Annotated in this window: 21 protein-coding genes, 1 pseudogene, 1 riboswitch and 1 other annotated feature; of the genes and pseudogenes, 8 read left to right on the top strand and 14 right to left on the bottom strand. The window is 55.9% G+C overall.

Annotated elements, in window-relative coordinates; all coding sequences use genetic code 11:
- Positions 1-81: 81 nt before the first annotated feature.
- The 5 genes from OQV00_RS15500 to OQV00_RS15480 form a co-directional block, all read right to left on the bottom strand.
- Positions 82-2,265 carry a TonB-dependent siderophore receptor gene (locus tag OQV00_RS15500; RefSeq protein WP_266278944.1) on the bottom strand — a complete coding sequence of 728 codons (2,184 nt, stop codon included), beginning with the start codon at positions 2,263-2,265 and terminating at the stop codon, positions 82-84.
- 214 nt (positions 2,266-2,479) lie between these two features.
- Positions 2,480-3,802, bottom strand: a complete 1,323-nt coding sequence (locus OQV00_RS15495) for a voltage-gated chloride channel family protein (RefSeq protein ID WP_004860963.1) — start codon at positions 3,800-3,802, stop codon at positions 2,480-2,482.
- A gap of 79 nt (positions 3,803-3,881) precedes the next feature.
- A riboswitch (Fluoride riboswitch) is annotated at positions 3,882-3,943 on the bottom strand.
- A gap of 185 nt (positions 3,944-4,128) precedes the next feature.
- Positions 4,129-4,668: a septation protein A gene (locus tag OQV00_RS15490; RefSeq protein ID WP_004860967.1), complete on the bottom strand. Its 540-nt coding sequence runs from the start codon at positions 4,666-4,668 to the stop codon at positions 4,129-4,131.
- A 52-nt stretch (positions 4,669-4,720) separates the two neighbouring features.
- On the bottom strand, positions 4,721-5,464 hold the full coding sequence (locus OQV00_RS15485) for a YciC family protein (RefSeq protein ID WP_004860970.1): 744 nt from the start codon (positions 5,462-5,464) through the stop codon (positions 4,721-4,723).
- Positions 5,465-5,489: 25 nt separating this feature from the next.
- Positions 5,490-5,903 (bottom strand): YkgJ family cysteine cluster protein, encoded by a 414-nt coding sequence (locus OQV00_RS15480; RefSeq protein ID WP_004860973.1) that lies wholly within the window; start codon positions 5,901-5,903, stop codon positions 5,490-5,492.
- A gap of 271 nt (positions 5,904-6,174) precedes the next feature.
- Between OQV00_RS15480 and ompW the strand changes: the two genes are divergently transcribed.
- Positions 6,175-6,810: an outer membrane protein OmpW gene (gene ompW / locus OQV00_RS15475; RefSeq protein ID WP_015584581.1), complete on the top strand. Its 636-nt coding sequence runs from the start codon at positions 6,175-6,177 to the stop codon at positions 6,808-6,810.
- Between the two features lie 319 nt (positions 6,811-7,129).
- Here the strand turns inward: ompW and OQV00_RS15470 are convergent, their stop codons facing one another.
- Positions 7,130-7,303, bottom strand: a complete 174-nt coding sequence (locus tag OQV00_RS15470) for a hypothetical protein (RefSeq protein WP_155117242.1) — start codon at positions 7,301-7,303, stop codon at positions 7,130-7,132.
- A 557-nt stretch (positions 7,304-7,860) separates the two neighbouring features.
- Here OQV00_RS15470 and OQV00_RS15465 point away from each other — a divergent pair.
- Positions 7,861-8,029 (top strand): annotated as a pseudogene (locus OQV00_RS15465) (ISL3 family transposase); the annotation flags it as partial.
- Positions 8,030-8,214: 185 nt separating this feature from the next.
- Here OQV00_RS15465 and OQV00_RS15460 read toward each other — a convergent pair.
- Positions 8,215-9,330 carry a nickel/cobalt efflux protein RcnA gene (locus tag OQV00_RS15460; protein ID WP_004860978.1) on the bottom strand — a complete coding sequence of 372 codons (1,116 nt, stop codon included), beginning with the start codon at positions 9,328-9,330 and terminating at the stop codon, positions 8,215-8,217.
- A 119-nt stretch (positions 9,331-9,449) separates the two neighbouring features.
- On the opposite strand from OQV00_RS15460, the gene rcnR reads away from it, so the two are divergent.
- Positions 9,450-9,722, top strand: coding sequence for a Ni(II)/Co(II)-binding transcriptional repressor RcnR (gene rcnR, locus OQV00_RS15455; protein ID WP_004860981.1), 273 nt, complete (start codon positions 9,450-9,452; stop codon positions 9,720-9,722).
- An 89-nt stretch (positions 9,723-9,811) separates the two neighbouring features.
- Here the strand turns inward: rcnR and OQV00_RS15450 are convergent, their stop codons facing one another.
- Complete coding sequence (locus OQV00_RS15450) at positions 9,812-10,510, bottom strand: SDR family NAD(P)-dependent oxidoreductase (protein ID WP_100662964.1); 699 nt, start codon at positions 10,508-10,510, stop codon at positions 9,812-9,814.
- A gap of 120 nt (positions 10,511-10,630) precedes the next feature.
- On the opposite strand from OQV00_RS15450, the gene OQV00_RS15445 reads away from it, so the two are divergent.
- Positions 10,631-11,533 carry a LysR family transcriptional regulator gene (locus tag OQV00_RS15445; protein ID WP_015584578.1) on the top strand — a complete coding sequence of 301 codons (903 nt, stop codon included), beginning with the start codon at positions 10,631-10,633 and terminating at the stop codon, positions 11,531-11,533.
- Positions 11,534-11,694: 161 nt separating this feature from the next.
- Here the strand turns inward: OQV00_RS15445 and OQV00_RS15440 are convergent, their stop codons facing one another.
- Positions 11,695-12,642 (bottom strand): quinone oxidoreductase family protein, encoded by a 948-nt coding sequence (locus tag OQV00_RS15440; protein WP_015584577.1) that lies wholly within the window; start codon positions 12,640-12,642, stop codon positions 11,695-11,697.
- A 75-nt stretch (positions 12,643-12,717) separates the two neighbouring features.
- On the opposite strand from OQV00_RS15440, the gene OQV00_RS15435 reads away from it, so the two are divergent.
- The gene (locus OQV00_RS15435; protein ID WP_032717281.1) at positions 12,718-13,173 is read left to right on the top strand and encodes a MarR family winged helix-turn-helix transcriptional regulator; all 456 of its coding nucleotides are present in this window, start codon (positions 12,718-12,720) and stop codon (positions 13,171-13,173) included.
- 34 nt (positions 13,174-13,207) lie between these two features.
- Here OQV00_RS15435 and trpA read toward each other — a convergent pair whose 3' ends face one another.
- The 5 genes from trpA to OQV00_RS15410 are packed head-to-tail and all read right to left on the bottom strand — an operon-like array spanning position 13,208 to position 19,739.
- A complete protein-coding gene (trpA, locus tag OQV00_RS15430) occupies positions 13,208-14,017 on the bottom strand; it encodes a tryptophan synthase subunit alpha (RefSeq protein WP_032724694.1) in 810 nt (269 codons plus the stop codon).
- Positions 14,017-15,210: a tryptophan synthase subunit beta gene (gene trpB, locus OQV00_RS15425; protein WP_004860995.1), complete on the bottom strand. Its 1,194-nt coding sequence runs from the start codon at positions 15,208-15,210 to the stop codon at positions 14,017-14,019. The genes trpA and trpB overlap by 1 nt, the downstream gene beginning before the upstream one ends.
- A gap of 9 nt (positions 15,211-15,219) precedes the next feature.
- Positions 15,220-16,578, bottom strand: coding sequence for a bifunctional indole-3-glycerol-phosphate synthase TrpC/phosphoribosylanthranilate isomerase TrpF (gene trpCF / locus OQV00_RS15420; RefSeq protein ID WP_015584574.1), 1,359 nt, complete (start codon positions 16,576-16,578; stop codon positions 15,220-15,222).
- 3 nt (positions 16,579-16,581) lie between these two features.
- Positions 16,582-18,177, bottom strand: coding sequence for a bifunctional anthranilate synthase glutamate amidotransferase component TrpG/anthranilate phosphoribosyltransferase TrpD (gene trpD, locus OQV00_RS15415; RefSeq protein ID WP_004860999.1), 1,596 nt, complete (start codon positions 18,175-18,177; stop codon positions 16,582-16,584).
- Positions 18,177-19,739, bottom strand: a complete 1,563-nt coding sequence (locus tag OQV00_RS15410; protein ID WP_004861001.1) for an anthranilate synthase component 1 — start codon at positions 19,737-19,739, stop codon at positions 18,177-18,179. Before OQV00_RS15410 ends, trpD begins: the two co-directional genes overlap by 1 nt.
- Before the next feature lie 34 nt (positions 19,740-19,773).
- Positions 19,774-19,869: a sequence feature (Trp leader region), on the bottom strand.
- 159 nt (positions 19,870-20,028) lie between these two features.
- Here OQV00_RS15410 and rnm point away from each other — a divergent pair.
- The 3 genes from rnm to OQV00_RS15395 all read left to right on the top strand — a co-directional run bounded on the left by rnm (position 20,029) and on the right by OQV00_RS15395 (position 21,915).
- Positions 20,029-20,892, top strand: a complete 864-nt coding sequence (gene rnm / locus OQV00_RS15405) for an RNase RNM (protein ID WP_004861003.1) — start codon at positions 20,029-20,031, stop codon at positions 20,890-20,892.
- A gap of 15 nt (positions 20,893-20,907) precedes the next feature.
- Positions 20,908-21,528 (top strand): L-threonylcarbamoyladenylate synthase, encoded by a 621-nt coding sequence (locus OQV00_RS15400; protein WP_004861005.1) that lies wholly within the window; start codon positions 20,908-20,910, stop codon positions 21,526-21,528.
- Positions 21,529-21,729: 201 nt separating this feature from the next.
- Positions 21,730-21,915, top strand: a complete 186-nt coding sequence (locus OQV00_RS15395; RefSeq protein ID WP_048024428.1) for a diguanylate cyclase — start codon at positions 21,730-21,732, stop codon at positions 21,913-21,915.
- The last annotated feature ends 249 nt before the right edge of the window (positions 21,916-22,164 follow it).

Raw genomic sequence — 22,164 nt, 5'->3', positions numbered from 1 at the left:
CAAAGAAGATCAGCGCGATGCTACTATGAAAATGGCAGGGAGAAAACAGGGGAATACGCCCGCGGCTGCGGGCGTGGGCATTCAGAAGGAGAGGGTGACGCCAGCGTAATAGGCGCGTCCGGGTTCGTTATAGGTCGAAGCGCCCGCGTTTTCGCGATAAATTTGCTTATCGAACAGGTTGCTGATGCCGGCATTCAGGCGAAGATCTTTCAGCAGCTGGTAGTTCGCACCGATACCGACAACGGAATAGGCACCGATTTCATTCGTGGCGAGCGTGCCGGTCTCGTTGCGGATCTCCGCATACTGACGCGGTTTCTGCCGGCCGTACATCGTCCAGTTGACGTTCGCCGAAAGCTTGCTGTTGACCTGCCAGTCCAGCATGGTGTTAATCGTATATTTCGGGATCACCGACAGCGGATTACCGGTATCTTTGTTCTCCGATTTGATCATATAGGTCGCATTGGTTCGCCAGTCCAGCGTATCGGCCACAATCGGGATGAGCAGGGTACCTTCCAGTCCTTCGACGACCGCTTTGCCGCCGTTTTGCCATTGCAGGATATTGTTGCCGCTCGAGGTATAGCCCAGCACATCGGTACCGGAGACGATTTTGTTTTTATAATCGTTACGGAACCACGTTACGCCTGCGTTATAGCCGTTGAGGTTAAATTCAAGGCCGAGCTCTTTATTGATGCTGATTTCCGGATCGAGGTCCGGGTTACCGAGCAGGTAGCAGCTGCCGTTGCTGATGGTGTTCGGGCAGCCGTTGCCGCGGGTCGACAGCAGATAGCCTTCGCTGGACTGGTACAGGTTTGGCGCCTTGAAGACACGCGCAATGCCGGCTTTGACTTTGAACATCTCGCCAAGCTCCTGCGCCAGGTTCAGGCTTGGGCTCCAGTTACTGCCAAATTCATTGTGGTAGTCGAAACGCAGTCCGGGGATGATATTGGTGCCCGGCGTTGCCTCAATATTATCTTCCAGGTAGAGACCCGTGAGGGTAGCGCTGTTGGTGGTGCTGCGCTGGGAGGCCTCGCCTGAGGTGCCAGGGATGGTCTCGCCAGTAACGTTGGTTGCCTGCATGGAGGCCGGGTCGTTGAGTTCATCGCGGTTCCACTCCATCCCGAGGGTCAGGGTCTGGTCGGCCAGCCAGTGGAAGGGGAGATTCAGCTCGCCGGTTGAACGCCAGGATTCGAGGCGGCTGGTGGCGTACTCATTGCTGTTGATCATCCCCTCCACGCGGCCGGTAGAACCTTCCTGCAGACGCGTGTTATTGGTTTTCTCGTAATAGACTCCGGCTTTGGACTGGCCCCAGTCCCAGATTCCGTTATAGGTCAGCCCCCAGGACTGGCGATACAGACGGTTGGTTTCGTGGCCATACAGCTCGCTGACCAGGCCATCGGGGCTGAGGTTACCGTTGCTGTATTGGGTATCGCCGGCGTAAATATTGCCCTGGCGGCTATAGGCGTAGTTAAAATCGACAATCTGCTGTGGCGTCAGTTTCCATGACAGCAGGGCGTTGATGTCCTTGTTGCGCACCCCTTCGCGACCGGCGGCGTACGAACCATTTTGGGCATGGTTAATGTCCCAGGCGTCAGCATCGGTTTTATTGATGTTACCGTACAGACGCATGGTCAGCGCATCGCCGGCCAACGGTCCGTTGAGGCTAAAGTTGGCGCGATTCGTCGCCCCCTCTTTGTTGTTTTCCGGCTGGTTGGTATAAAACGATAGCGAGCCATGCCAGTCGTTAGTGGGGCGTTTAGTAATGATATTGACCACGCCGCCGGCGGCACCGGATCCGTAGCGGGCTGCTGCCGGGCCGCGCAGAACTTCAATGCGTTCGACCATCTCCGGTGGCACCCAGTTGCTATCCCCGCGGGTATCACGTTCGCCGCGCCAGCTGTAGCGTACCGAGTTACGGGATGTCACCGGAACGCCATCGATCAGGATAAGGGTGTTCTCCGGCCCCATTCCGCGAATATCGATCTGCCGGTTGTTACCCCGGCTGCCGCTGGCGCTGTTGCCGGTTAAATTGACGCCGGGCATTTTACGAATGATTTCCGACAGATCGTTAACCGGTGGATCGCGGGCAATATCTTCAGCGGTGATGACAGATACCCCCGGCTGCTGCTTGAGTGCTTCTTCAGCCGTGCTGTGTACCACCATCGTTTCGGTATCGCGTTCCGCTTCCTCAGCAAAGGCGTCGGGCGTCAGAAAGCCAGCAAATACCAGCGCGAGTGGCGTAATGGCATAATAGTTTTGCGGTCTCATTGTAAATATCCATATCAAAGCGTTAAAAATTGAGACTGCGAATATCAATGATAATTATTATCATTTCAATGCATGCAAATGAATCTTCATTAAATCCTCACAATTGGCGCAACTTTGCCGGGTTATAGCAGAAAGGTGAATAAACAGGCGGGGTTGACGGCGGCAGCAGGGGATGGGGGTCCGCGCCGCGGGAATGCGGCGCAGAGCGGGCTGCTTACCGGGAAGGATGTTTGTCTTCTTTCGTCTCAGACGCGGCGGGCGTTTGCCGCTGATGCCAGGCCGGAAGCTCCGCCAGACGGATACCGGTCGGTACGACACGGTGTTTTGGGCCGGCAATCCGCTGCGCCCGGTAGATCCCCGTATAGCCAGAGACCAGGTAGGCCACCACGCAGGCCAGCGCGGCATACACGCCGATCTCTGCGCCAAACAGTTCAATGGCCATCAGCGTAGAAGCGACGGGCGTATTGGCCGCGCCGGCAAACAGGGCCACGAAGCCGAGACCCGCGAGGAACCCGACAGGCAGGTGCATCAGCGGTGCTAACGTATTGCCGAGCGTCGCGCCGATGTAGAACAGCGGCGTCACTTCCCCGCCTTTAAAACCGCTTCCCAGCGAGATAACGGTAAAGATCAGCTTGCCACAAAAATCCCACGCTGCCAGCGGATGCAAAAACGCATCGCTGATCTCCGGGATCCCCAGCCCGATATAGCGTTCGCCATGCAGGAGAGAGACGGCCGTCGCAATCACCAGTCCGCCAATAAACGGTCTGAGAGGCGCGTAGGGTAGCTGTTTTTTCATCAGGCTACTCAGCAGATGCGTTGTATCGGCGAAGAGGCGGGCGGCCAGGCCAAAGCAGCATCCGGCAAGGATCACGGCAAGCAGTGTCCAGGCTGAAAGCGCAGGAATGGAGGTGACCAGATAGTGGGTATGCTGTACGCCCCACATCAATCCCACCTGGTCTGCGACGATCGCGGCAAACAGGCAGGGCAGGATCGCCCGGTAGTCCATCCGACCGATCGCCAGCACCTCCAGCGCGAATAATGCCGCGGCGAGCGGTGTACCGAACACCGAGGAGAAGCCCGCGCTGATCCCGGTCATCAACACGATACGCCGGCCGTTATTGTTAAGGCGCAGAAGCGCGGTGAATTGATCGGCTATCGAGGCCCCCATTTGTACTGCGGTACCTTCCCGACCAACCGATGCGCCAAAGAGATGAGAGATGACCGTGCTGATAAAGACCAGCGGCGCCATCCGCAGAGGAATGACCTGAGCGGGGTGATGGATCTCTTCCAGAATGAGATTATTACCGGCCTCGACGCGGCTACCATAGCGGAGATAAACCCAGCCGACGCTGAAGCCGGCAACGGGTAACAGCCAAATCATCCAGCGATGGCTTTCGCGGCTGGCCGTTGCCCACTCAAGGGAAAAGAGGAAGGCGGCGGATGCGCTCCCCGCAAGAACGGCAACGATAAAGGCGATAAAAAGCCACTGTCCGAGGAACAAGAGCGTGGTGAGAGGTGAAGTATGAAGCGATCGCATGAACGAATCCTTAGAGGGTTGACCATCCCGGACGCGTTGCCTGCATGATAAATATGCCTGCTCATTCCCGGTCCGGGAATAAAAAGCAGGCATCATTAGCCACATGGCGGTTCAAGGGGGAATGCCATCCCCTGTGAGGCTCATTTTACAAGGTGAAACGCGCCAGCTGAAGCGTTTTCTGCACAAAAGTCGGGACAGGGAAACGGCAAGTCAGGCGATGCTTAAGAGAGATGGTTGCCCATGCTGAAAACGAGAACAAGACGATGAGAGGGGAACACGTCACGCAAAAAAGGGCGGGGGCAGAAGCGCTACCCCCGGCTTCTTAATTAGTGGTTATCGTCCTGCGGCATATGGCGATAGATGTATACGCCGCTCAACAGCGTGAAGACCAGCGTCAGCGCCGTCAGGCCGAAGACCTTGAAGTTGACCCAGATATTCTGCGGCAACCAGAAGGCGATGTAGATATTGGCCAGACCGCAGAGAATAAAAAACAGCGCCCAGGCGAGATTCAGACGCGACCAGACCTGCTGTGGCAGGGTCAGCTCTTTCCCGAGCATGCGTTGAATCAATGGTTTTTTCATCACCCATTGGCTGAACAGCAAAGCGCCGGCAAACAGAGCGTAGATGACCGTGACCTTCCATTTTATAAACTCATCGTTATGGAAGAAAATGGTCAGGCCGCCAAATACGGCAACCAGCACAAAGGTAATCAGCGCCATCTTTTCGACTTTACGATAGCGTACCCAGGTATAGATCAGCACGATAGCGGTGGCGATAATCAGCGCGGTGGTTGCGGCGTAGATATCGTAAAGCTTGTAGAAGGCGAAGAAGACTACCAGCGGTAAAAAATCCAGAAACTGCTTCATACATCGGACCCGTCGTTCAGATAGGGCCGGAAGAGTCCCGGCCCAGGTTAATTTAGTTGCGGATAAGCATATACAGGCGGAACAAATAGATCAGCAACAGCGCAGATATCAGATTGCTGATCGTATTGATTACCACCGCGCCGACGTTCGGCGTCAGTACCGCAAAGCTGGATGCAAACAGCAGCAGGAGTGTTTTCGCCAGCAGCCAGCCAATCACCGCCGGGGCGACCAGACGCATATTGGCCCACACCAGACGCATACTGCTGCGCATGGCGTTAAAAATTCCCAGCTTATCCTGCACCAGCATGACAGGGGCAAAAGCCAGTACGATAGCGAGCAGCACGCCCGGTACCAGCACCAGCATCATCCCCATCTGCACCACAAAGGTGGTGAACAGAATCAGCAGCAGCAGCTTTGGCAGTACCGGCGCAGAAGCGCCGATAGCGCGCAGCGCGCTGACCCGCTGTCCGGCGGAGACCAGCTGAATCATCAGCAGCACGCCGCCGGCAAGAATGGCATTACCCACCAGACCGGAGAAGGTCGATGCGGCCGAGGCGCGCAGCAGGATCTGCTGTTGCTCTGGGGTCATGTTCTGTACCAGCTCAAACAGCCCGGCGCTCCCCGCCAGATTATCCCCTTCGCTCAGAATCGAGAGCTGCTCTTCACTGGGTGAAAAAGCATGGCCAAGGACTACCGTAATTAACGCGCATAACAACGCAATCAGCAAAATGGTGACAAACTGATTACGAAAAAAATTTCCCGTGTCACGGTAGACGGTCTTCGCCGTGATAGACATGCACTCTCCTTGAGTATTGCAGGTGTTAACTAGCCGGCGATTGTACCGCAAATCCCTCGCAGGTAGCAGCCTCTGCCGCTGTCAGGCTAAGTATATCTTTGTAAAGAGGGATGAGCGGCGGCAGGCCGTAGCGGGCGCGGGCCCGGTTGCAGGCTTCGTTTACCTCGCCGCCTTCACCGGACTGGCTGAATTCGCGGCAGGGAGAGGGGCGATGCCGATAAATTGAGCAGTGCACCGATTCACCGATTTCACCTTTGAGGGCGGCGCAGCGGATTTGTCGTTGGTTGGTGCCGCTCATGCAGCGCAGAAAAGGGGTGAGCGGCTCGGTAAGCCTGGTCGGCACAACGCCGCCGGCATCATCGGCTTCCGCCCAGTAGAAAGAGACTCGAAAATACGCACAACAGGCACCGCACGTCATGCACGGGTTGATTTCACTCATGATTACACCTGATAAAAACGCATCAACACAGATTGTCGGCAGATAAATTATCCAGACGCATCGAGGGCGGCAAGAGGCGGGAAAAAATTTTTGCGACTCGAACAGTGAAAATTGATGCGAATGTGAGTTTTTTGGTATCGCCATGAAAGTAAAAATTAATCTGGATCAATAAATGTTAAATCTTACAACTTTATGTGATCCAGAACGGATCAAAGGTAACTCGTTATGGGTATATTGGCCCGCGCTGAATAACCATAATGAGGAAGTGGATATGAAAAAGTTAGCAGCGGTTGGCATTATTTTGAGTACCCTTTCCGGCAGCGTCTGGGCGCATGAAGCCGGGGAGTTCTTTATTCGCGCGGGTTCTGCCACCGTTCGACCGACGGAAGGTTCTGATAACGTATTAGGCAGTCTGGGTGGGTTTAACGTCAGTAATAACACGCAGCTGGGCTTGACCTTCACCTATATGGCGACGGACAACATCGGCGTTGAACTGCTGGCGGCTACGCCATTTCGTCACAAGGTTGGCACCGGCCCGACCGGGACCATCGCCACCGTGCATCAGCTGCCGCCAACGCTGATGGCGCAATGGTACTTTGGCGATGCCCAGAGCAAAGTGCGCCCGTATATCGGGGCAGGTATTAACTACACCACTTTCTTTAATGCAGACTTTAATGACACCGGTAAAAATGCCGGATTGAGCGATCTGAGTCTTAAAGACTCCTGGGGAGCGGCAGGTCAGGTGGGGCTGGATTACCTGATTAACCGCGACTGGTTGCTGAACATGTCGGTGTGGTACATGGATATCGACACCGATGTGAAATTTAAAGCCGGCGGCGTGGACCAGAAAGTCAGTACCCGTATCGACCCGTGGGTGTTTATGTTCTCTGCCGGCTACCGGTTCTGAGTTCCTCTACAAAACTTCTGCAAAACCCTTCTGCAAAGCTGGTCGTTATACGGCCAGTTTTTCCACTCTTTCCCCCGAGAATCACTGTACCTGTCTGGTATGCCCGGGCAGCATTATGCTGTTAGCCTGAATATTGACATCGAGGCGTTCAGAGCGTGATGTATAAACGCCTCGAAGACGCGCTGCAGCGTGACTTGTTGTTATCCAGCGAACGCCGTGACACCTGCATTTCTGAGTCGCAGGGATGACTAAAGCTCACAGTTAACGCTGAGGGCTTTCTACAGGACAAGTTTTCAATAGTGACGACAGAATAAAAAAACTAGAACTTTTCATTTTTTAATTTTAATAAATAATCATAAACTATTTTTCTATTTGCTTTTCCGGAATCATAAAATTCTTTTAAGGGGCAAATGAAAGAGACTTTACCCATCTCTTCTTCCTGAAAGGGTGCTATTGAGTCGGTGCGATAATTTTCACCACTTAAGGCTTTCATGTTAAACTGTTTATTCGAATGTGGTTTGTCTTTGAATTTGTTTATGCCTATAAGAGTGAAGCCATTGATTGTTGAATATGCTATGTACCATGCTTTATTGGAGTAAAAAATTGATTTTTTTTAGCTTGAATATATCATGGATGTCGAGTTTTTTTGGGGAGTGTATTTTTTTTAAAGCTCGCGCTATGCATGTCTTGATCAGTATAAAATCAATTAAGGTGCTTAATATGACTACTGTAAAGAACAGGATTACTGATATGGATGATAAGTAAAGAAAGGCTTCAACGGCATTATCTGAAAAAGAAATGTATGCTATAGAAAAGGCTAGTATTATCCACATTAAAATACTAAATATAGTTTCTTTTTTATTGTGTGATTTCATTATGCTTCTTATCACATAAACCAGGAAGCTTAATAGAATGGCACCAAAAAATATTAAAGAAAAATCTGGCATGTTGTTTTCCCTACGGTTAAGGTTATTCGATGAGTAACATCATACAGTTGAATGAGCATTATTGTAATACTTATGCTTATAGATAATCGAAGCTGGATGTTATGCGGTTGACGGCATAATGTTCTGGTCTGTAAGACGTGGACTTGCCAGAACAAAAAACGTTATCGGCCATGCATATGTCATGTGGGCGAAGTCGTTTTTACGAAGGACACCGGTATATAAAGGTGATTTCCGATCGAGAAGGGCGAGCGCTGGACTTAACGGATGATCGCTGGCTATATAAGAGCAGCGTGTATCCACGTGCCCAGAGCATAAGGAAAAGTGGCGAGAACCGAGCGGATAAAGGCGGCGAATAAAGCCGCCGGCTATTAATCCGCGGGGTTATGGTCAGTCAGCCTGTTCATCTTCTTGATACTCAGCGGGAAGAAGAGGAACAAGAGGAATAAGATGAACAGGATTAGCGCAGCAGGACGATCCCGCTGTGGATAGCCAGATAGATCCCCATGACGGCAATCAGCAGGCTTGAAAAATAGGGCGCTCTGCGGGCAAGGGTATGAAAGCCGTCCCAGCGTCTGGCGACCTGACGGACGCCGATTGCGGCACCCACCCCCACCGTCACCAGCGTCAGGGCAAGTCCAATACTAAAACTCACCACCAGCGTTGCGCCCAGCGCCAGGGCTTTGATCTGGATACAAATCAACATCACCGTAATGGCTGCGGGACAGGGGATTAATCCGCCGGTCAGGCCAAAAAGTAAAATCTGCCCGTTGGTGACCTCTTTATCGGTGAACCGTTTTTCAATGTCGTGCGCGTGGGCCAGTTCGTGAGCATCCCGGTACTCTGCGGAATTGATATCCAGTCCTTCAAGTTCCGTATGATCGTGCGTATGTTCATGCTCGCAAAATTCCAAATCGTAATCATGGACATGGCCGCGATGTCCCAGCGACAGTCGAACGACAAAATCATGTGGTTCCGGAATGGGGGATGTTGACTGCAGATAGCTGCCGCAATCGACAAAATCAAATGATTGCGTACCAGCGGGCGTTTCTCGCTGCGTCACTAACGAAACAGTACCGGCATCCCACTCTTTACCGCTGAGCGTGCGTATGCGCCAGTGTGGCGGCTGACCTTGTTCAAAAATGGACAGTTCCACTGTGCCATGACCGGTATCAATCAGTTTTGATTCATCATGATGATGCCGTTCGCTCTCCTGTCGGGCGGCCAGCCAGTCTTTTTCTCCCCTCCAGGTTCGGCAGAACATCCAGACGGCGGTGCCGAGAATGATGATGGCAGAAACCAGCTGCAGCCACGGCTCAGCTGATTCTGCGGTAAAGCGGTTACTGATGTACATTCCGCCAAAAGCAATCAACCAGACGATGGCGGTGTGTGAAAGAGTGGCTGCGAGCCCGAGCATGGCAGCCTGTCTGGCCGTCCCTTTGATGGCGATGATGAAGGCCGCCATCATCGTTTTTGAATGTCCTGGTTCCAGTCCATGAAGCGCGCCAAGGAGCACCGCGCCAGGAATGAAGAACCAGGCGTTTCCCTGCTGGAGCAGCGTTGTAAAGTCGGTCATGAGTCGAATTCTGGGTCGTGGAGGGTGTCTGGATTCTACTCCCCCCCAGTACCAAATACTACCCCCCAGTAGAATCGTAATGGTATAATCAGCATGATTTTTCCATGGGAGATTGCAGCATGTCGCATACCATCCGCGATCAAAAAAAGCTTAAAGCCCGCACCAACAAGATACAGGGGCAGGTCATTGCGCTGAAAAAAATGCTCGATGAACCGCATGAATGTGCCGCTGTACTCCAACAGATCGCCGCAATACGCGGGGCGGTCAATGGATTAATGCGTGAGGTCATTAAGGGCCATTTGGTCGAGCACATTGTTCATGAAGGGGATGAGGCGAAGCGAGAAACCGATCTGGACGTTGTCCTCAAGGTCCTCGACTCCTATATCAAGTAAGCAGCCGGTCGTGAATCATCAAACCGGCTACATGCCCTGAAACAAGAGTCAGGGACGCCGGGATGGTTGTGCGTCGTCCATTAAACCGATCACCACGGCACGGTTCTTCCTTGATAATCCAGGTACTCCAGACCAGGCCTCTGCTGTTTCGCCAGCAGCACGGTAACCAGATGAGGAATCGTCTCTTCGATACTCAGCGGCGCGTCATCGCCACCCAGCGCGGTTCGAATCCATCCCGGTGCCATCACCACCAGCGGACGTGATGCCGAGCGGGCGGCAAAACTGCGCATAAACATATTCAGCGCTGCTTTGCTGCCGCGATAGAGCTCGCGCTGGCCGCGGAGATTATTGGTCAGGCTACCCTGGCCTGAGGACATCGCGCCCAGCAGCCCCTGCGGCGTCACGTGGTGCTGTAGGCGTTCAAGTACCCGCATTGGCGCAAGGGCATTGGTCAGCATCACCTCAACAAATTCCGCGGTGGAGACTTCGCCAATGGTCTGCGTCGGATCGCGATTGGTGGTTCCCGCATTAACAAACAGCATCGCCAGGCGGTCAGCGGAGAGCTTTGTATCCAGCGCGGCCAGCTGGTCATCATCACACACATCCAGCGTTTCCAGGCGTACCCGATCGGGGTTTTCCTGCGCGAGTTGATGAAGCGGAGTGGTGGATTGAATATCGCGAACGGTGCCGATTACATTCCAGCCATGGCGCAGAAATTCAGCAGCCATCGCGTGGCCGAGGCCGCGTGAAGCGCCGACAATCAGTACGGTAGGAACGGTCGTGGTCATAATAAAACTCCTGAGCAAAGCGTGAGTCCATGACTATAGTCATAGGACATATCAGGCGGAAGGCGCAGCATTTGCAGTAATATGCTGCAGCAGACGCCATGACTGAACCCAGGAACTTAAATGACCGATCCCGATTTCAATTTACTCGTGGCGCTGGATATTTTACTGGCGGAAGAGAGCGTGGCGGGGGCGGCGCGCCGCTCCGGTCTCAGCGCCTCGGCGATGAGCCGCACCCTGACCCGTCTGCGTGAGGTCACCGGTGACCCGTTACTGGTGAGAGCCGGGCGCAAAATGGTCTTAACGCCGCATGCGCAAAACTTAAAAGCGCGAACGCAAAACGTGGTGTCTGAGATGCGTTCGGTGCTCAACAACGCCGCTGCGCCGCTTCATCTTCCGACGCTGGAGCAAACCTTTACTCTGCGTACCAACGAGGGATTTGTTGACGCTTTTGCCCCGGCACTAATTTGCGCCTGCGCGGCGCAGGCGCCGGGAGTGAAGCTTAACTTCGTCGCCAAAAGTGAAAAAGGGCCGCAGTTTCTGCGCGACGGGAGCGTGGATCTGGAGATTGGGGTGCTGAAAAATATGGGACCGGAAATTCGGCTGCAGGCGTTGTTTCGCGATCGTTTTGTTGGCGTAGTGGCTAAAACACATCCGCTGGCGCAGGGAGGACAAATCACTCGCGAGCGTTATGCCGCCTGCGAACATGTGATTGTTTCCCGCCACGGGATGGTGCACGGACCCGTTGATCAGGCGCTGGCGGAATTGGGGCTGAGCCGCAAAATTGCGGCGGTGGTGCCGGGTTTTACCGCTGCGCTGGCGGTTGCCCGAGGCTCGCAGCTGGTGGCGCTGGTCCCGGCCTCTTGCCTGCGTCATGGCTTGCAGGAGGGCATCGTCGCCTTTGAACTGCCGGTCAGCACACCGGAGATTACCGTCTCGCAGATGTGGCATCCGCGTCAGGAGCTTGCCCCCGGTCATGCCTGGCTACGCCAGCAGGTGTTGAGCGTGTGTCGGCCGGTGGCATGATGGCAAAAAAAAGCCCGCACAAGTGCGGGCGAAAAATACTGGAAGCAATGTGAGCAATGTCGTACCGAATACCTGAGTGTTTTGCTCAACTATTCGGTAATGAGAAAGATAATGGTTCTCATCTAAGATATCAACCCCATCTTTTGTGCGGAAGCGTTTTTTTAGCTGAGCAGAAATACGGTCCGTTTCTGGCTGTTATCACGCGGCCATGCGCTCGCTACTTCGCTGAGCGCAAGCGGGGTGGTGGCGATGGTAAAACCACCTGCAACGGCAGCCTGCAGCATTTCACCGGTTGCCGCCAGCAGCTGCGGCATCGACAGGCTACCGATACCACTGCCCATCAGCTGCAGCGGGGCCGCTCTCAGTACCGCGCCGTTGAGCGCAATTTCAGCGCCGGAAAGCGAACCCACCTGGACGTAGCGCACCGGCGCGTTGCCTGGACTGTGTTTCGCCAGCGCCGGCAGCATCAGTTCGGCGCTGCGGCCCCAGAGATAATCCACCACCACATCAACCTGCTGCGCCGCCTGTTCGCTGAATTGTGCCTGTAGCGTCAGATCGTCTGCCGTTAAGTCGATGCAGACGTCGGCGCCGAGGGCGGCCAGCATCTGGGTATTCCGGCCGGTGACGATGATCTTCCTTGCGCCGAGGAAGCGGGCAATCTGTACCGCAAGCTGACCGGCGCTGCCGGTTGCGCCGTTGATCAGTACGCTCTCTCCGGCAGCCAGTCCGGCACGCTTTACGAGCGCCGCCCAGGCGGACATGCCAGGATTTGCCATCGCCGCGGCGGTAATATCATCCAGGTTATCTGGTAAAGGCAGGCAGTTCTCGACGGCGACCGGCGCCCACTGCGCCATGCTGCCCCAGGGCGCAGTGGGGAAGGCAAAATAGACCCGCTGCCCATCGGCCAGCGTTCCAACGCCATCAATGCCGACCACAAACGGTAGCCGGCCGTCGAAACTGTAATGCTTACCGGAGGCGCGACCTTTCACCACATGGCTGATGGCGGCGGCATTCACTTTTACCAGGGAGTGACGGGCATCGGCCTGAGGATCGGTAAAATCGGCCCAGACAGGACCCTGTTGCAGATCGAAAACTACGGCTGCTTTCATAATGTTATCTCCTGAAGGCAATTATGTGTAAAATGCACATAATAGATAACGGCACTATACCCGGTTAAAAAATATATGCAAGATGCACATAATAATTACGATATTACCGATTTCCACGGCGCGCTGCTCGATATCATTAGCGTGATGAACCAGCCCGTTCGCGATGAACAGCTGCTTCAGGCCGCGGATGTGCAAATCGATCAAATCCTGTTTCCACTGCTGGTGGCCATCGGACGCTACGGGCCGGTGGGCGTTGTGGAGCTGGCGGATAGTCTGGGGCGCGATTACACCACCGTCAGTCGGCAGGTAAAAAAACTGGAGGCGCAGGGACTGGCGCTCAAACAGCCTAATATCCACGATCGGCGGATCAGCGAAGTCACCTTGAGCGAGCAGGGAAAAACCGTGATTGAACGCATCGCGGTGGCGAGGACACGGCTGATGAATCAGGTACTGGCAGAGTGGAGTGAGGAAGAGGTTGAGGCGCTGTTTCGTCTGACGCGCAAATACGCCGACAGCTTGCAGCGGAAATAACCGCCCGGCACTGGCGCCAGGCGGCGGAGGCAAGTTATGCCGCTTTAGTCGCTGCCTTCAGGCTCTGCACGAATGCTTTGAGCTCGGCCAGCATGGTCTGCGGATCGTTAACATTGCGCTCGATAATTTTCACGATCGCTGAACCGGAAATCGCTCCGGCAGCTCCGGCTTCAAGTGCAGCGGTCACCTGCTCCGGCGCGGAGATGCCAAAGCCCTGCAGCGGCGGTGCGGCGTTATATTCGGCCAGCTTTTCCACCAGGTGGTGCAGCGGCAGCGCGGCACGGTTTTCCGCTCCGGTCACGCCGGCGCGTGACAGCAGGTAGGTATAGCCGCGGCCCCAGGAGGCAATCTGGCGCAGCAGGTCATCATCGGCGTTAGGCGGGCAGATGAAGATCGGCGCGATATTATGGCGCAGCGCCGCCTGGCGGAACGGGGCGGACTCTTCAATCGGGACATCGGCGACCAGCACCGAATCGACGCCCACTCGCTCGCATTGGGCATAAAATTCATCAATACCCGGGCTGAATACCAGGTTGGCATACATCAGCAGGCCAATCGGAATAGTCGGGTGTTTGTGGCGAATCGCCGCCAGCATTTCAAAACATTGCGCTGGATTGACACCCGCGGCAAAGGCGCGCAGGGTTGCGCCCTGAATCGTCGGGCCATCCGCCAGCGGATCGGAGAAGGGGATCCCCAGTTCCAGGGCGTCGGCACCGGCTTCAATCAGCGTATCGATGATCTTTAGCGACTGCTCAGGGTTCGGATCGCCGAGGGTGACGAAGGGAACAAACGCGCCTTCCCGGCGGGTTTTCAGTTGTGCAAACAGCGTCTCATAACGTTCCATCAGATTTCCCCTCGCGCTTTCAGAATATCGTGTACGGTGAAGATGTCTTTGTCGCCGCGACCGGACAGGTTAACCACCAGCAGCTGCTCTTTTTCCGGGTTTTCACGCATCATTTTCAGCGCATGTGCCAGAGCGTGAGAGGACTCCAGCGCCGGAATAATCCCTTCATGGCGGGAGAGCGCTTTGAAGGCCTCCAGCGCTTCGTTATCGGTGATCGACACGTAATCGGCGCGGCCGGTACTGTTGAGGAAAGCGTGCTGTGGGCCAACGGACGGGAAATCCAGACCGGCGGAAATGGAGTAGGACTCTTCAATCTGGCCGTCTGCGGTTTGCATCATCGGTGACTTCATACCGAAGTAGATGCCGACGCGACCATGCTTCAGCGGCGCGCCGTGTTCACCGGTTTCAATCCCGTGACCCGCAGGCTCGACGCCGATCAGACCGACGTTGGTTTCATCGATAAAGTCAGCAAACATACCGATAGCGTTGGATCCGCCGCCGACGCAGGCGATGACCGCATCCGGAAGACGTCCTTCTTTTTCAAGAATTTGCGCTTTGGTCTCTTCGCCAATCATGCGCTGGAATTCACGTACGATGGTCGGGAACGGGTGCGGGCCCGCCGCGGTACCGAGCATATAGTGCGCGGTCTCATAGCTGCCAGACCAGTCGCGCAGCGCTTCGTTACAGGCATCTTTCAGCGTGGCGGAACCGCTGTGCACCGGAATCACTTCGGCACCCATTAATCGCATGCGGAACACGTTCGGCGACTGGCGTTCGACGTCTTTTGCGCCCATATAGATGCGGCACTTCAGGCCGAGCAGAGCGCTGGCGAGTGCGGACGCCACGCCGTGCTGACCGGCGCCGGTTTCGGCGATAATTTCGGTTTTACCCATCCGTTTAGCCAGCAGCGCCTGACCCAGCACCTGGTTGGTTTTGTGCGCGCCGCCGTGCAGCAGATCTTCGCGCTTCAGATACAGCGTGGTGCGGGTCCCTTCGGTCAGGTTACGGCATTTAGTCAGCGCCGTTGGACGACCGGCGTAGTTTTTCAGCAGGTCGGTAAATTCCGCCTGAAAGGCAGGATCTTTCTGCGCGCTGACGAACGCTTCTTCCAGCTGGCGCAGGGCGGGCATCAGAATCTGCGGGACGTACATACCGCCAAATTCGCCAAAATAGGGATTAAGTAAAGTGCTCATTATTGCTCCTTAATATGCGCGCAGTGTTTGAAACACCGAAGCCAGTTTGCTGGGATCTTTAATACCCGGCTGCGACTCTACGCCTGAATTGAAATCGAGTCCGGCACAGCCGCTTTTCGCCGCTTCTACACAGTTATCGGCGCCCAGGCCGCCTGCCAGAATGACATTACGCAGGTCCTGGCCCTGCAGCAGCGTCCAGTCGAAACGCTGGCCGCTACCGCCCTGGCCATTATCGAAAACATACTTATCGACATGGGTGAAGTGACGTGAGGGCAGCGTGTCGCTGACGCTGAGGGCTTTCCAGATCTGCACCGACTGCGGAAGGGCCGCACGCAGGGCGTCAATATAGGTCTGATCTTCGCTGCCGTGCAGTTGAATTGCCGCCAGCTGAAGCTGTTCTGCCCGGGCGGCGACCGCCTCGACGGGCGCATCGCGGAAGACGCCAACGTAGCGCAGTGGAGCGGACTGAATAATCTCTTTCGCCTGGGCATCGTTGACGGCGCGCGGCGAGGAGGGAACAAAAATCAGTCCGCCATAAATTGCTCCGGATTCACAGGCGATCTGTGCATCCTGAGGCCGGGTCAGGCCGCAAACTTTATTCTCGCCGAGCAGCACGCGCTTCACCGCAGCATCGAGATCCGCCTGTTCCATCAAGGCGGAACCGATCAGGAAACCGTTGGCAAAATGGCTGAGTTCGCGCACTTCGGCGTAAGTATGGATACCGGATTCGCTGATCACCGTCACATCATGATCCAGGCGCGGCGCCAGCTGGCGGGTGCGGTTCAGATCAATCGACATATCGCGCAGGTCGCGGTTGTTAATCCCGACCACTTTAGCCTTCAGCGCAATGGCGCGCTCCAGCTCCTCTTCGTTGCTGACTTCAGTCAGCACGCCCATGTTCAGGCTATGGGCCACGGCGGCCAGCTGACGGTAGCTATCGTCATCCAGCACCGACAGCATCAGCAGGCAGGCGTCGGCCTGGTAGTAGCGCGCCAGGTAGATCTGGTAAGGATCGATGGTGAAGTCCTTGCACAGAATCGGCTGCGGCGCGATGGCGCTGACGATCGGCAGAAAGTCGAAGCTGCCCTGGAAATATTTCTCGTCGCACAGGACCGAGATGGCCGAGGCATAATTTTTATAGACGCCGGCGATGGTCGCCGGGTCAAAATCCTGGCGAATCAGTCCTTTCGACGGAGACGCTTTTTTGCATTCCAGAATAAACGCGGTGCGCGTACCGGCGAGCGCATCGTAAAAATTACGCTGAGTCGGGACGACGTCGTTCTGAAAACTGGCTAGCGGTTGCTGTTGTTTGCGGGCTTCTACCCAAATCGCTTTGTCGGCAACGATTTTTGCTAAAACGGTCTGCATTATTTACCCTCTTGCCGCTAATGCGGTCACTCTGTCATAGGCCGCTCCGCTGCGCAGCACGTCGATCACCCGCTGAGCGTTGGCCTTCAGGTCTTCATGCCCGTACAGGCGCATCAGCATGGCGACGTTGGCGGCGACGGCGGCTTCGTGAGCGGCTTCACCTTTACCTTGTAGCAAGCGCGTCAGAATGTCACGGTTTTCTTCCGGCGTGCCGCCGGCCAGCTGCTCCTGATGGTAAGGGGTGAGACCAAAGTCATTGGCCGTCAGCTGATAGCTTTTGATTTCCCCGTTATTCAACTCGGCGACCACCGTCGGCGCATGCAGCGACACTTCATCCATCCCGCCGCTGTGAACCACCGCAGCACGCTGGTAGCCCAGCACGCGCAGGGTTTCGGCAATCGGCAGCACCAGTTCCGGGCTGTAGACGCCAATCAGCGCCAGCGGCGGATGCGCCGGGTTAATCAGCGGCCCGAGCACGTTGAACAGCGTGCGGGTTTTCAGCTGCTGGCGAACCGGCATCGCATGGCGGAAACCGGTGTGATACTTCGGCGCAAACAGGAAGCAGACGCCCAGTTCATCCAGCGCGGTGCGGGACTTATCGGCATTCATATCCAGGTTGATACCGAACGCCGCCAGCAGATCGGAAGAGCCCGACTTGCTCGATACGCTGCGGTTGCCGTGTTTGGCGACTTTCAGGCCGCAGGCCGCGGCCACAAAGGCGCTGGCGGTAGAAATGTTGATGCTGTTGCTGCCGTCGCCGCCGGTACCGACGATATCGGCGAACAGGTAATCCGGGCGCGGGAACGGCGCGGCGTTTTCCAGCAGGGCGGTTGCGGCGCCGGCAATCTCTTGCGGCTGTTCACCGCGCACTTTCATGCTCACCAGCGCGGCAGCCAGCTGCTCGGGTTTCACCTCGCCACGCACCACCGCAGAGAACAGCAGGTGGCTCTCCTGCTGGCTCAGGGTTTCCGCCTGATACAGCTTCTCGAGGATCGGCTGAATCACGTTGGTCTGCTCGAGTTTCTGCAGCGCCCATGCCAGGGTCTGCTCCAGCAGACGTGCGCCCTGGGTGGTGAGAATCGACTCAGGATGGAACTGGAAGCCGCAAACGCGATCGGCATCATGACGTACCGCCATGACCATCCCGTTAAAGTTGGCGTTGATGGTCAGCCCGGCCGGAATATTGCTGCCCACCAGCGAGTGATAACGCGCCACCGGCAGCGGGTTGGTCAGTCCGGCAAACATCGCCTGGCCATCATGTTCGATGCTGGAGGCTTTGCCGTGGAGGATTTCGCCGGCCTGGCCGACGTAGCCGCCGTAAGCTTCAACAATGGCCTGATGACCGAGGCAGATACCGATGATGGGCAGTTTGCCACGCATCCGGGTCAGCAGCTCCGGCATGCAGCCCGCTTCGCTGGGAGTCCCCGGCCCCGGAGAGAGCATCAGTACCGGATTATCCATCGTACCAATACGCTCAATTAAGGTCTGTGCCGGAACCGAGTTACGGTAAATCACCACGTTATGGCCGTTCGCGCGCAGCTGGTCTGCCAGGTTATAGGTAAAAGAGTCGATATTATCGAGCAGCAGAATGTCGGCCATCAGAAAGTCTCCTTAGCGTGGTGGGCCTGAGCAATTGCGCGCAGCACCGCGCGAGCTTTATTACGGGTTTCATCCGCTTCGGACTGAGGCACCGAATCCAGAACAATACCGGCGCCGGCCTGGACGGTGGCGATGCCGTCCTGCACATAGGCAGAACGAATCACGATGCAGGTATCGAGGTCGCCGTGGGCGGTAAAGTAACCCACCGCGCCGCCGTAGCTGCCGCGGCGTTTGCCTTCGGCGGCGGCGATAAGCTGCATGGCGCGTACTTTCGGCGCGCCGCTCAGGGTGCCCATGTTCATACAGGCGCGATAAGCATGCAGGACGTCGAGGTCGCTACGCAGTTCGCCCACCACGCGGGACACCAGGTGCATTACAAAGGAGTAGCGGTCAACTTTGGTCAGGTCGGCGACGTAGCGACTGCCCGGCGTACAGATTCGCGCGAGGTCGTTACGCGCCAGGTCAACCAGCATCAGATGCTCGGAAAGCTCTTTATGGTCAGTGCGCATTTCCAGTTCGATACGGCTGTCGAGGTCGCGATCCAGCGACCCGTCGGCGCGACGACCGCGTGGGCGGGTACCGGCAATCGGGTAGATCTCAATCTGGCGGCTGACGGCGTCATATTTCAGCGAGCTCTCTGGCGATGCGCCAAACAGAGAGAAGTCGTTATCCTGCATAAAGAACATGTACGGGCTGGGGTTGCTCTTTTTCAGGACGTCGTAGGCCGCCAGCGCCGACGGGCAGGGCAGAGAGAAGCGACGGGATGGCACCACCTGGAAGATTTCACCTGCGCGAATGGCGCGCTGCATTTTGCGTACCACCGCGCCGTACTCTTCATCGCTCTGATCGCAGTCGCAGGTCATCGATTCGACTTTAGTCACCGGCAGCGGCGCCGGCGGCTCGTTAAGCTGCTGGCGAAGCTGGGCAATCCGCTGTATCAGACGCTGTTTTTCATTTTCCAGCGGGGTGAACAGGCTCGACTGAATGCGGGTGTTTTTGGTCTGATGATCGATAACCAGCAGGGTTTCGGCCAGATAGAAGCAGTAGTCCGGACAGGCGGTGTCGCTTTCCAGCGGCGGCAGATTTTCAAAACCGGCCACCAGGTCATAGGCAAACAGGCCGCCGAAGAACATCGCTTCACGCTCGTCCGGCGGAACGGTGACCAGCTCCTGCAGCAGACGGAAGGCGTCAAAGACGGATAAAGAGCACAGGCGGGCATCTTCATCCAGCAGCGCGCTGACGGGCGGGAAGGTCAGGATCCGGCTATTGGGCTGGCGCTGATTGCCGATGCCCGAAGGCAGAGTATTATCCAGTAAATCCAGCAGGGCCGCGCCGTTAGCAGAAAGCGCCTGCAGGGTGACAGTGTCACCTAATGCGGTAATGCGCAGCGCGCTGTCAACCAGCAGCAGGCTTTTTAAATCGTCTTTGCTGTCGATGTCCGCCGATTCCAGCAGCAGCGTGGCCGGGCGGGCGCCGCACAGCTGGTGAAACAGCGCCGTGGGGTTTTCGCGATAGATGGCGTCGCTGGTGAGAAGCTCGAGTGCCGGTTTTGATGTTTGCATTATTGTTCTCGCCTTTCGGTATAATAATTTGTCCAATAAAAAGCCCGCTCATTGGCGGGCCGGGTATCTGTATGCTGAGTGCAAAACGCGATCACGCCGCCCGATATCAGGAGGTGCGCCACCAGCCGTGCAGAGTGATAAATTGCGTTTTCATCGTGATACCCCTTCATGTGAACTTGCGTACTAGTTAACTAGTCCAGAGGAATAAAGTCAACCCCTGTTTGCAGATTTTCTCCGCGAGTCGTTATGATAATGCGCTAATTTAAGTCCATGTCCAGCAGGAGTCTCTTTGAGCGACACCCATTACGCAGTGATTTACGATCTGCACAGCCACACCACCGCCTCTGACGGGCGGCTGACTCCGGAAGAACTGGTTCATCGCGCTCACCAGATGCGCGTCGGGACGCTGGCGATTACCGACCACGATACCGTGGCGGCGATTCCCGCCGCTCGCGCCGAAATCGCCCGCGCCGGCTTACCGCTCACGCTGGTGACCGGGGTGGAAATTTCAACATTGTGGGAAAACCACGAAATTCATATTGTCGGGTTGAATATTGATATTGCGCACCCGGCGCTGACCACGCTTCTGGAAGAGCAGAAGGCGCGTCGCCAGCTGCGCGCGCAGATGATCGCCGAACGGCTGGAGAAAGCGCGGATTCCAGGCGCCTGGGAGGGGGCCATGAAGCTTGCCGACGGCGGCGCGGTAACCCGCGGACATTTCGCGCGTTTCCTGGTGGAAGCCGGCTATGCCAGCAATATTGCCGACGTTTTTAAAAAATATCTCGCCCGCGGGAAAACCGGATACGTTCCGCCGCAGTGGTGTACAATAAAACAAGCGATTGATGTCATTCATCATTCTGGCGGCAAAGCGGTTATCGCCCATCCCGGGCGTTACGACCTCTCCGCCAAGTGGCTGAAACGGCTGTTGGCCCACTTCAGCGAGCAGGGTGGCGATGCGATGGAACTGGCGCAATGTCAGCAGGCGCCCCATGAACGTACGCAGCTTGCCGCGTACGCCGTGCAGTTTGGTCTTCTGGGTTCGCAAGGCTCTGATTTTCATCAGCCTTGTCCGTGGATCGAGCTGGGCCGCAAACTTTGGCTACCCGCTGGTGTGGAAGGGATCTGGCACAGCTGGGAAACGGCCGCAGAATAAAATTGAGAGGGAAGTATGAGCCAGTTTTTTTATATCCATCCAGACAACCCGCAGGCACGGTTGATTAACCAGGCGGTGGAGATTGTGCGTAAGGGTGGGGTGATCGTTTATCCCACGGATTCCGGTTACGCGCTGGGCTGTAAGATTGAAGATAAAGGTGCGATGGAGCGTATTTGCCGCATTCGTCAGCTGCCTGATGGCCACAACTTCACGCTGATGTGCCGCGACCTGTCTGAGCTGTCGACCTACGCGTTTGTCGATAACGTCGCGTTTCGCCTGATAAAAAATAACACCCCGGGCAACTACACGTTTATCCTCAAGGGGACCAAAGAGGTACCGCGTCGCCTGCTGCAGGAGAAGCGTAAGACCATCGGGATGCGCGTGCCGTCGAACCCGATAGCCCAGGCGCTGCTGGAGACGCTCGGCGAGCCGATGCTGTCGACCTCGTTGATGCTGCCCGGTAGCGAATTCACCGAATCCGACCCGGAAGAGATCAAAGACCGGCTGGAGAAGCTGGTGGATTTGATTATCCACGGTGGCTATCTTGGCCAGCAGCCGACCACCGTCATCGATCTGACCGAAGATGCGCCGGTGGTGCTGCGTGAAGGCGTCGGCGATGTGAAGCCATTCCTGTAAACCTCTTCTCTCCGGGCGGGACTTTCGCGACCGCCCGGCCCAGCCTCCCGCCCAATGTTTATGTGAAGATAACATTCATGTTGCGGTGGATACTTAGCATCAACGCTATGATATTGCCAGCCTCGCTACGGTATAGCGATCCGTCTCGCGCTCACAGTCGGGTGCTTGAAGGCCGGCGTAAAAAGCCGGAAGAAGATTCACGTGCCGCTGATTGCCGAGGGGATTGAAGACGAAGCGGTGAAGCTGCAGCAGTTGGGCTGCCAGAAAGCTCAGGGAGACTATTTTCACCGGCCGGCGGAGTTCGCCAGTTTCCGCTGTGAAACGGGGGTATTTTATTATCAGAATGACGAGGGGAATGACGGAGCGAAAGAGGAAAAATCTGCCTGAAACGGCGGCGGTCAGCAGGATAAAAGAGACAATCTGGCGCATAATGGAGGCGAGGTGCCGACGATATGCAGAGATGTCGCCAGGCGATTGAAACGCGAAGAAGCATTCATTTTCAAGTTAGTGTAGAATGGCCGCCCACGTATACGGGCGCGTGCGGCTTCTGCGGAAGATAGCGACGGCCTTTGATGCAAAAAGTAGCTACAGAACAATAGGTTATAAATATTAACCTGTTGTTTTATAAAGTATACC

The sequence above is a fragment of the Klebsiella sp. DY2415 genome (assembly GCF_026314315.1).
GTDB classification, from domain to species: Bacteria; Pseudomonadota; Gammaproteobacteria; order Enterobacterales; family Enterobacteriaceae; genus Klebsiella; species Klebsiella ornithinolytica.
Note: the sequence above shows the minus strand (reverse complement) of the source record. Positions and strands in the feature narration are given on the sequence as shown.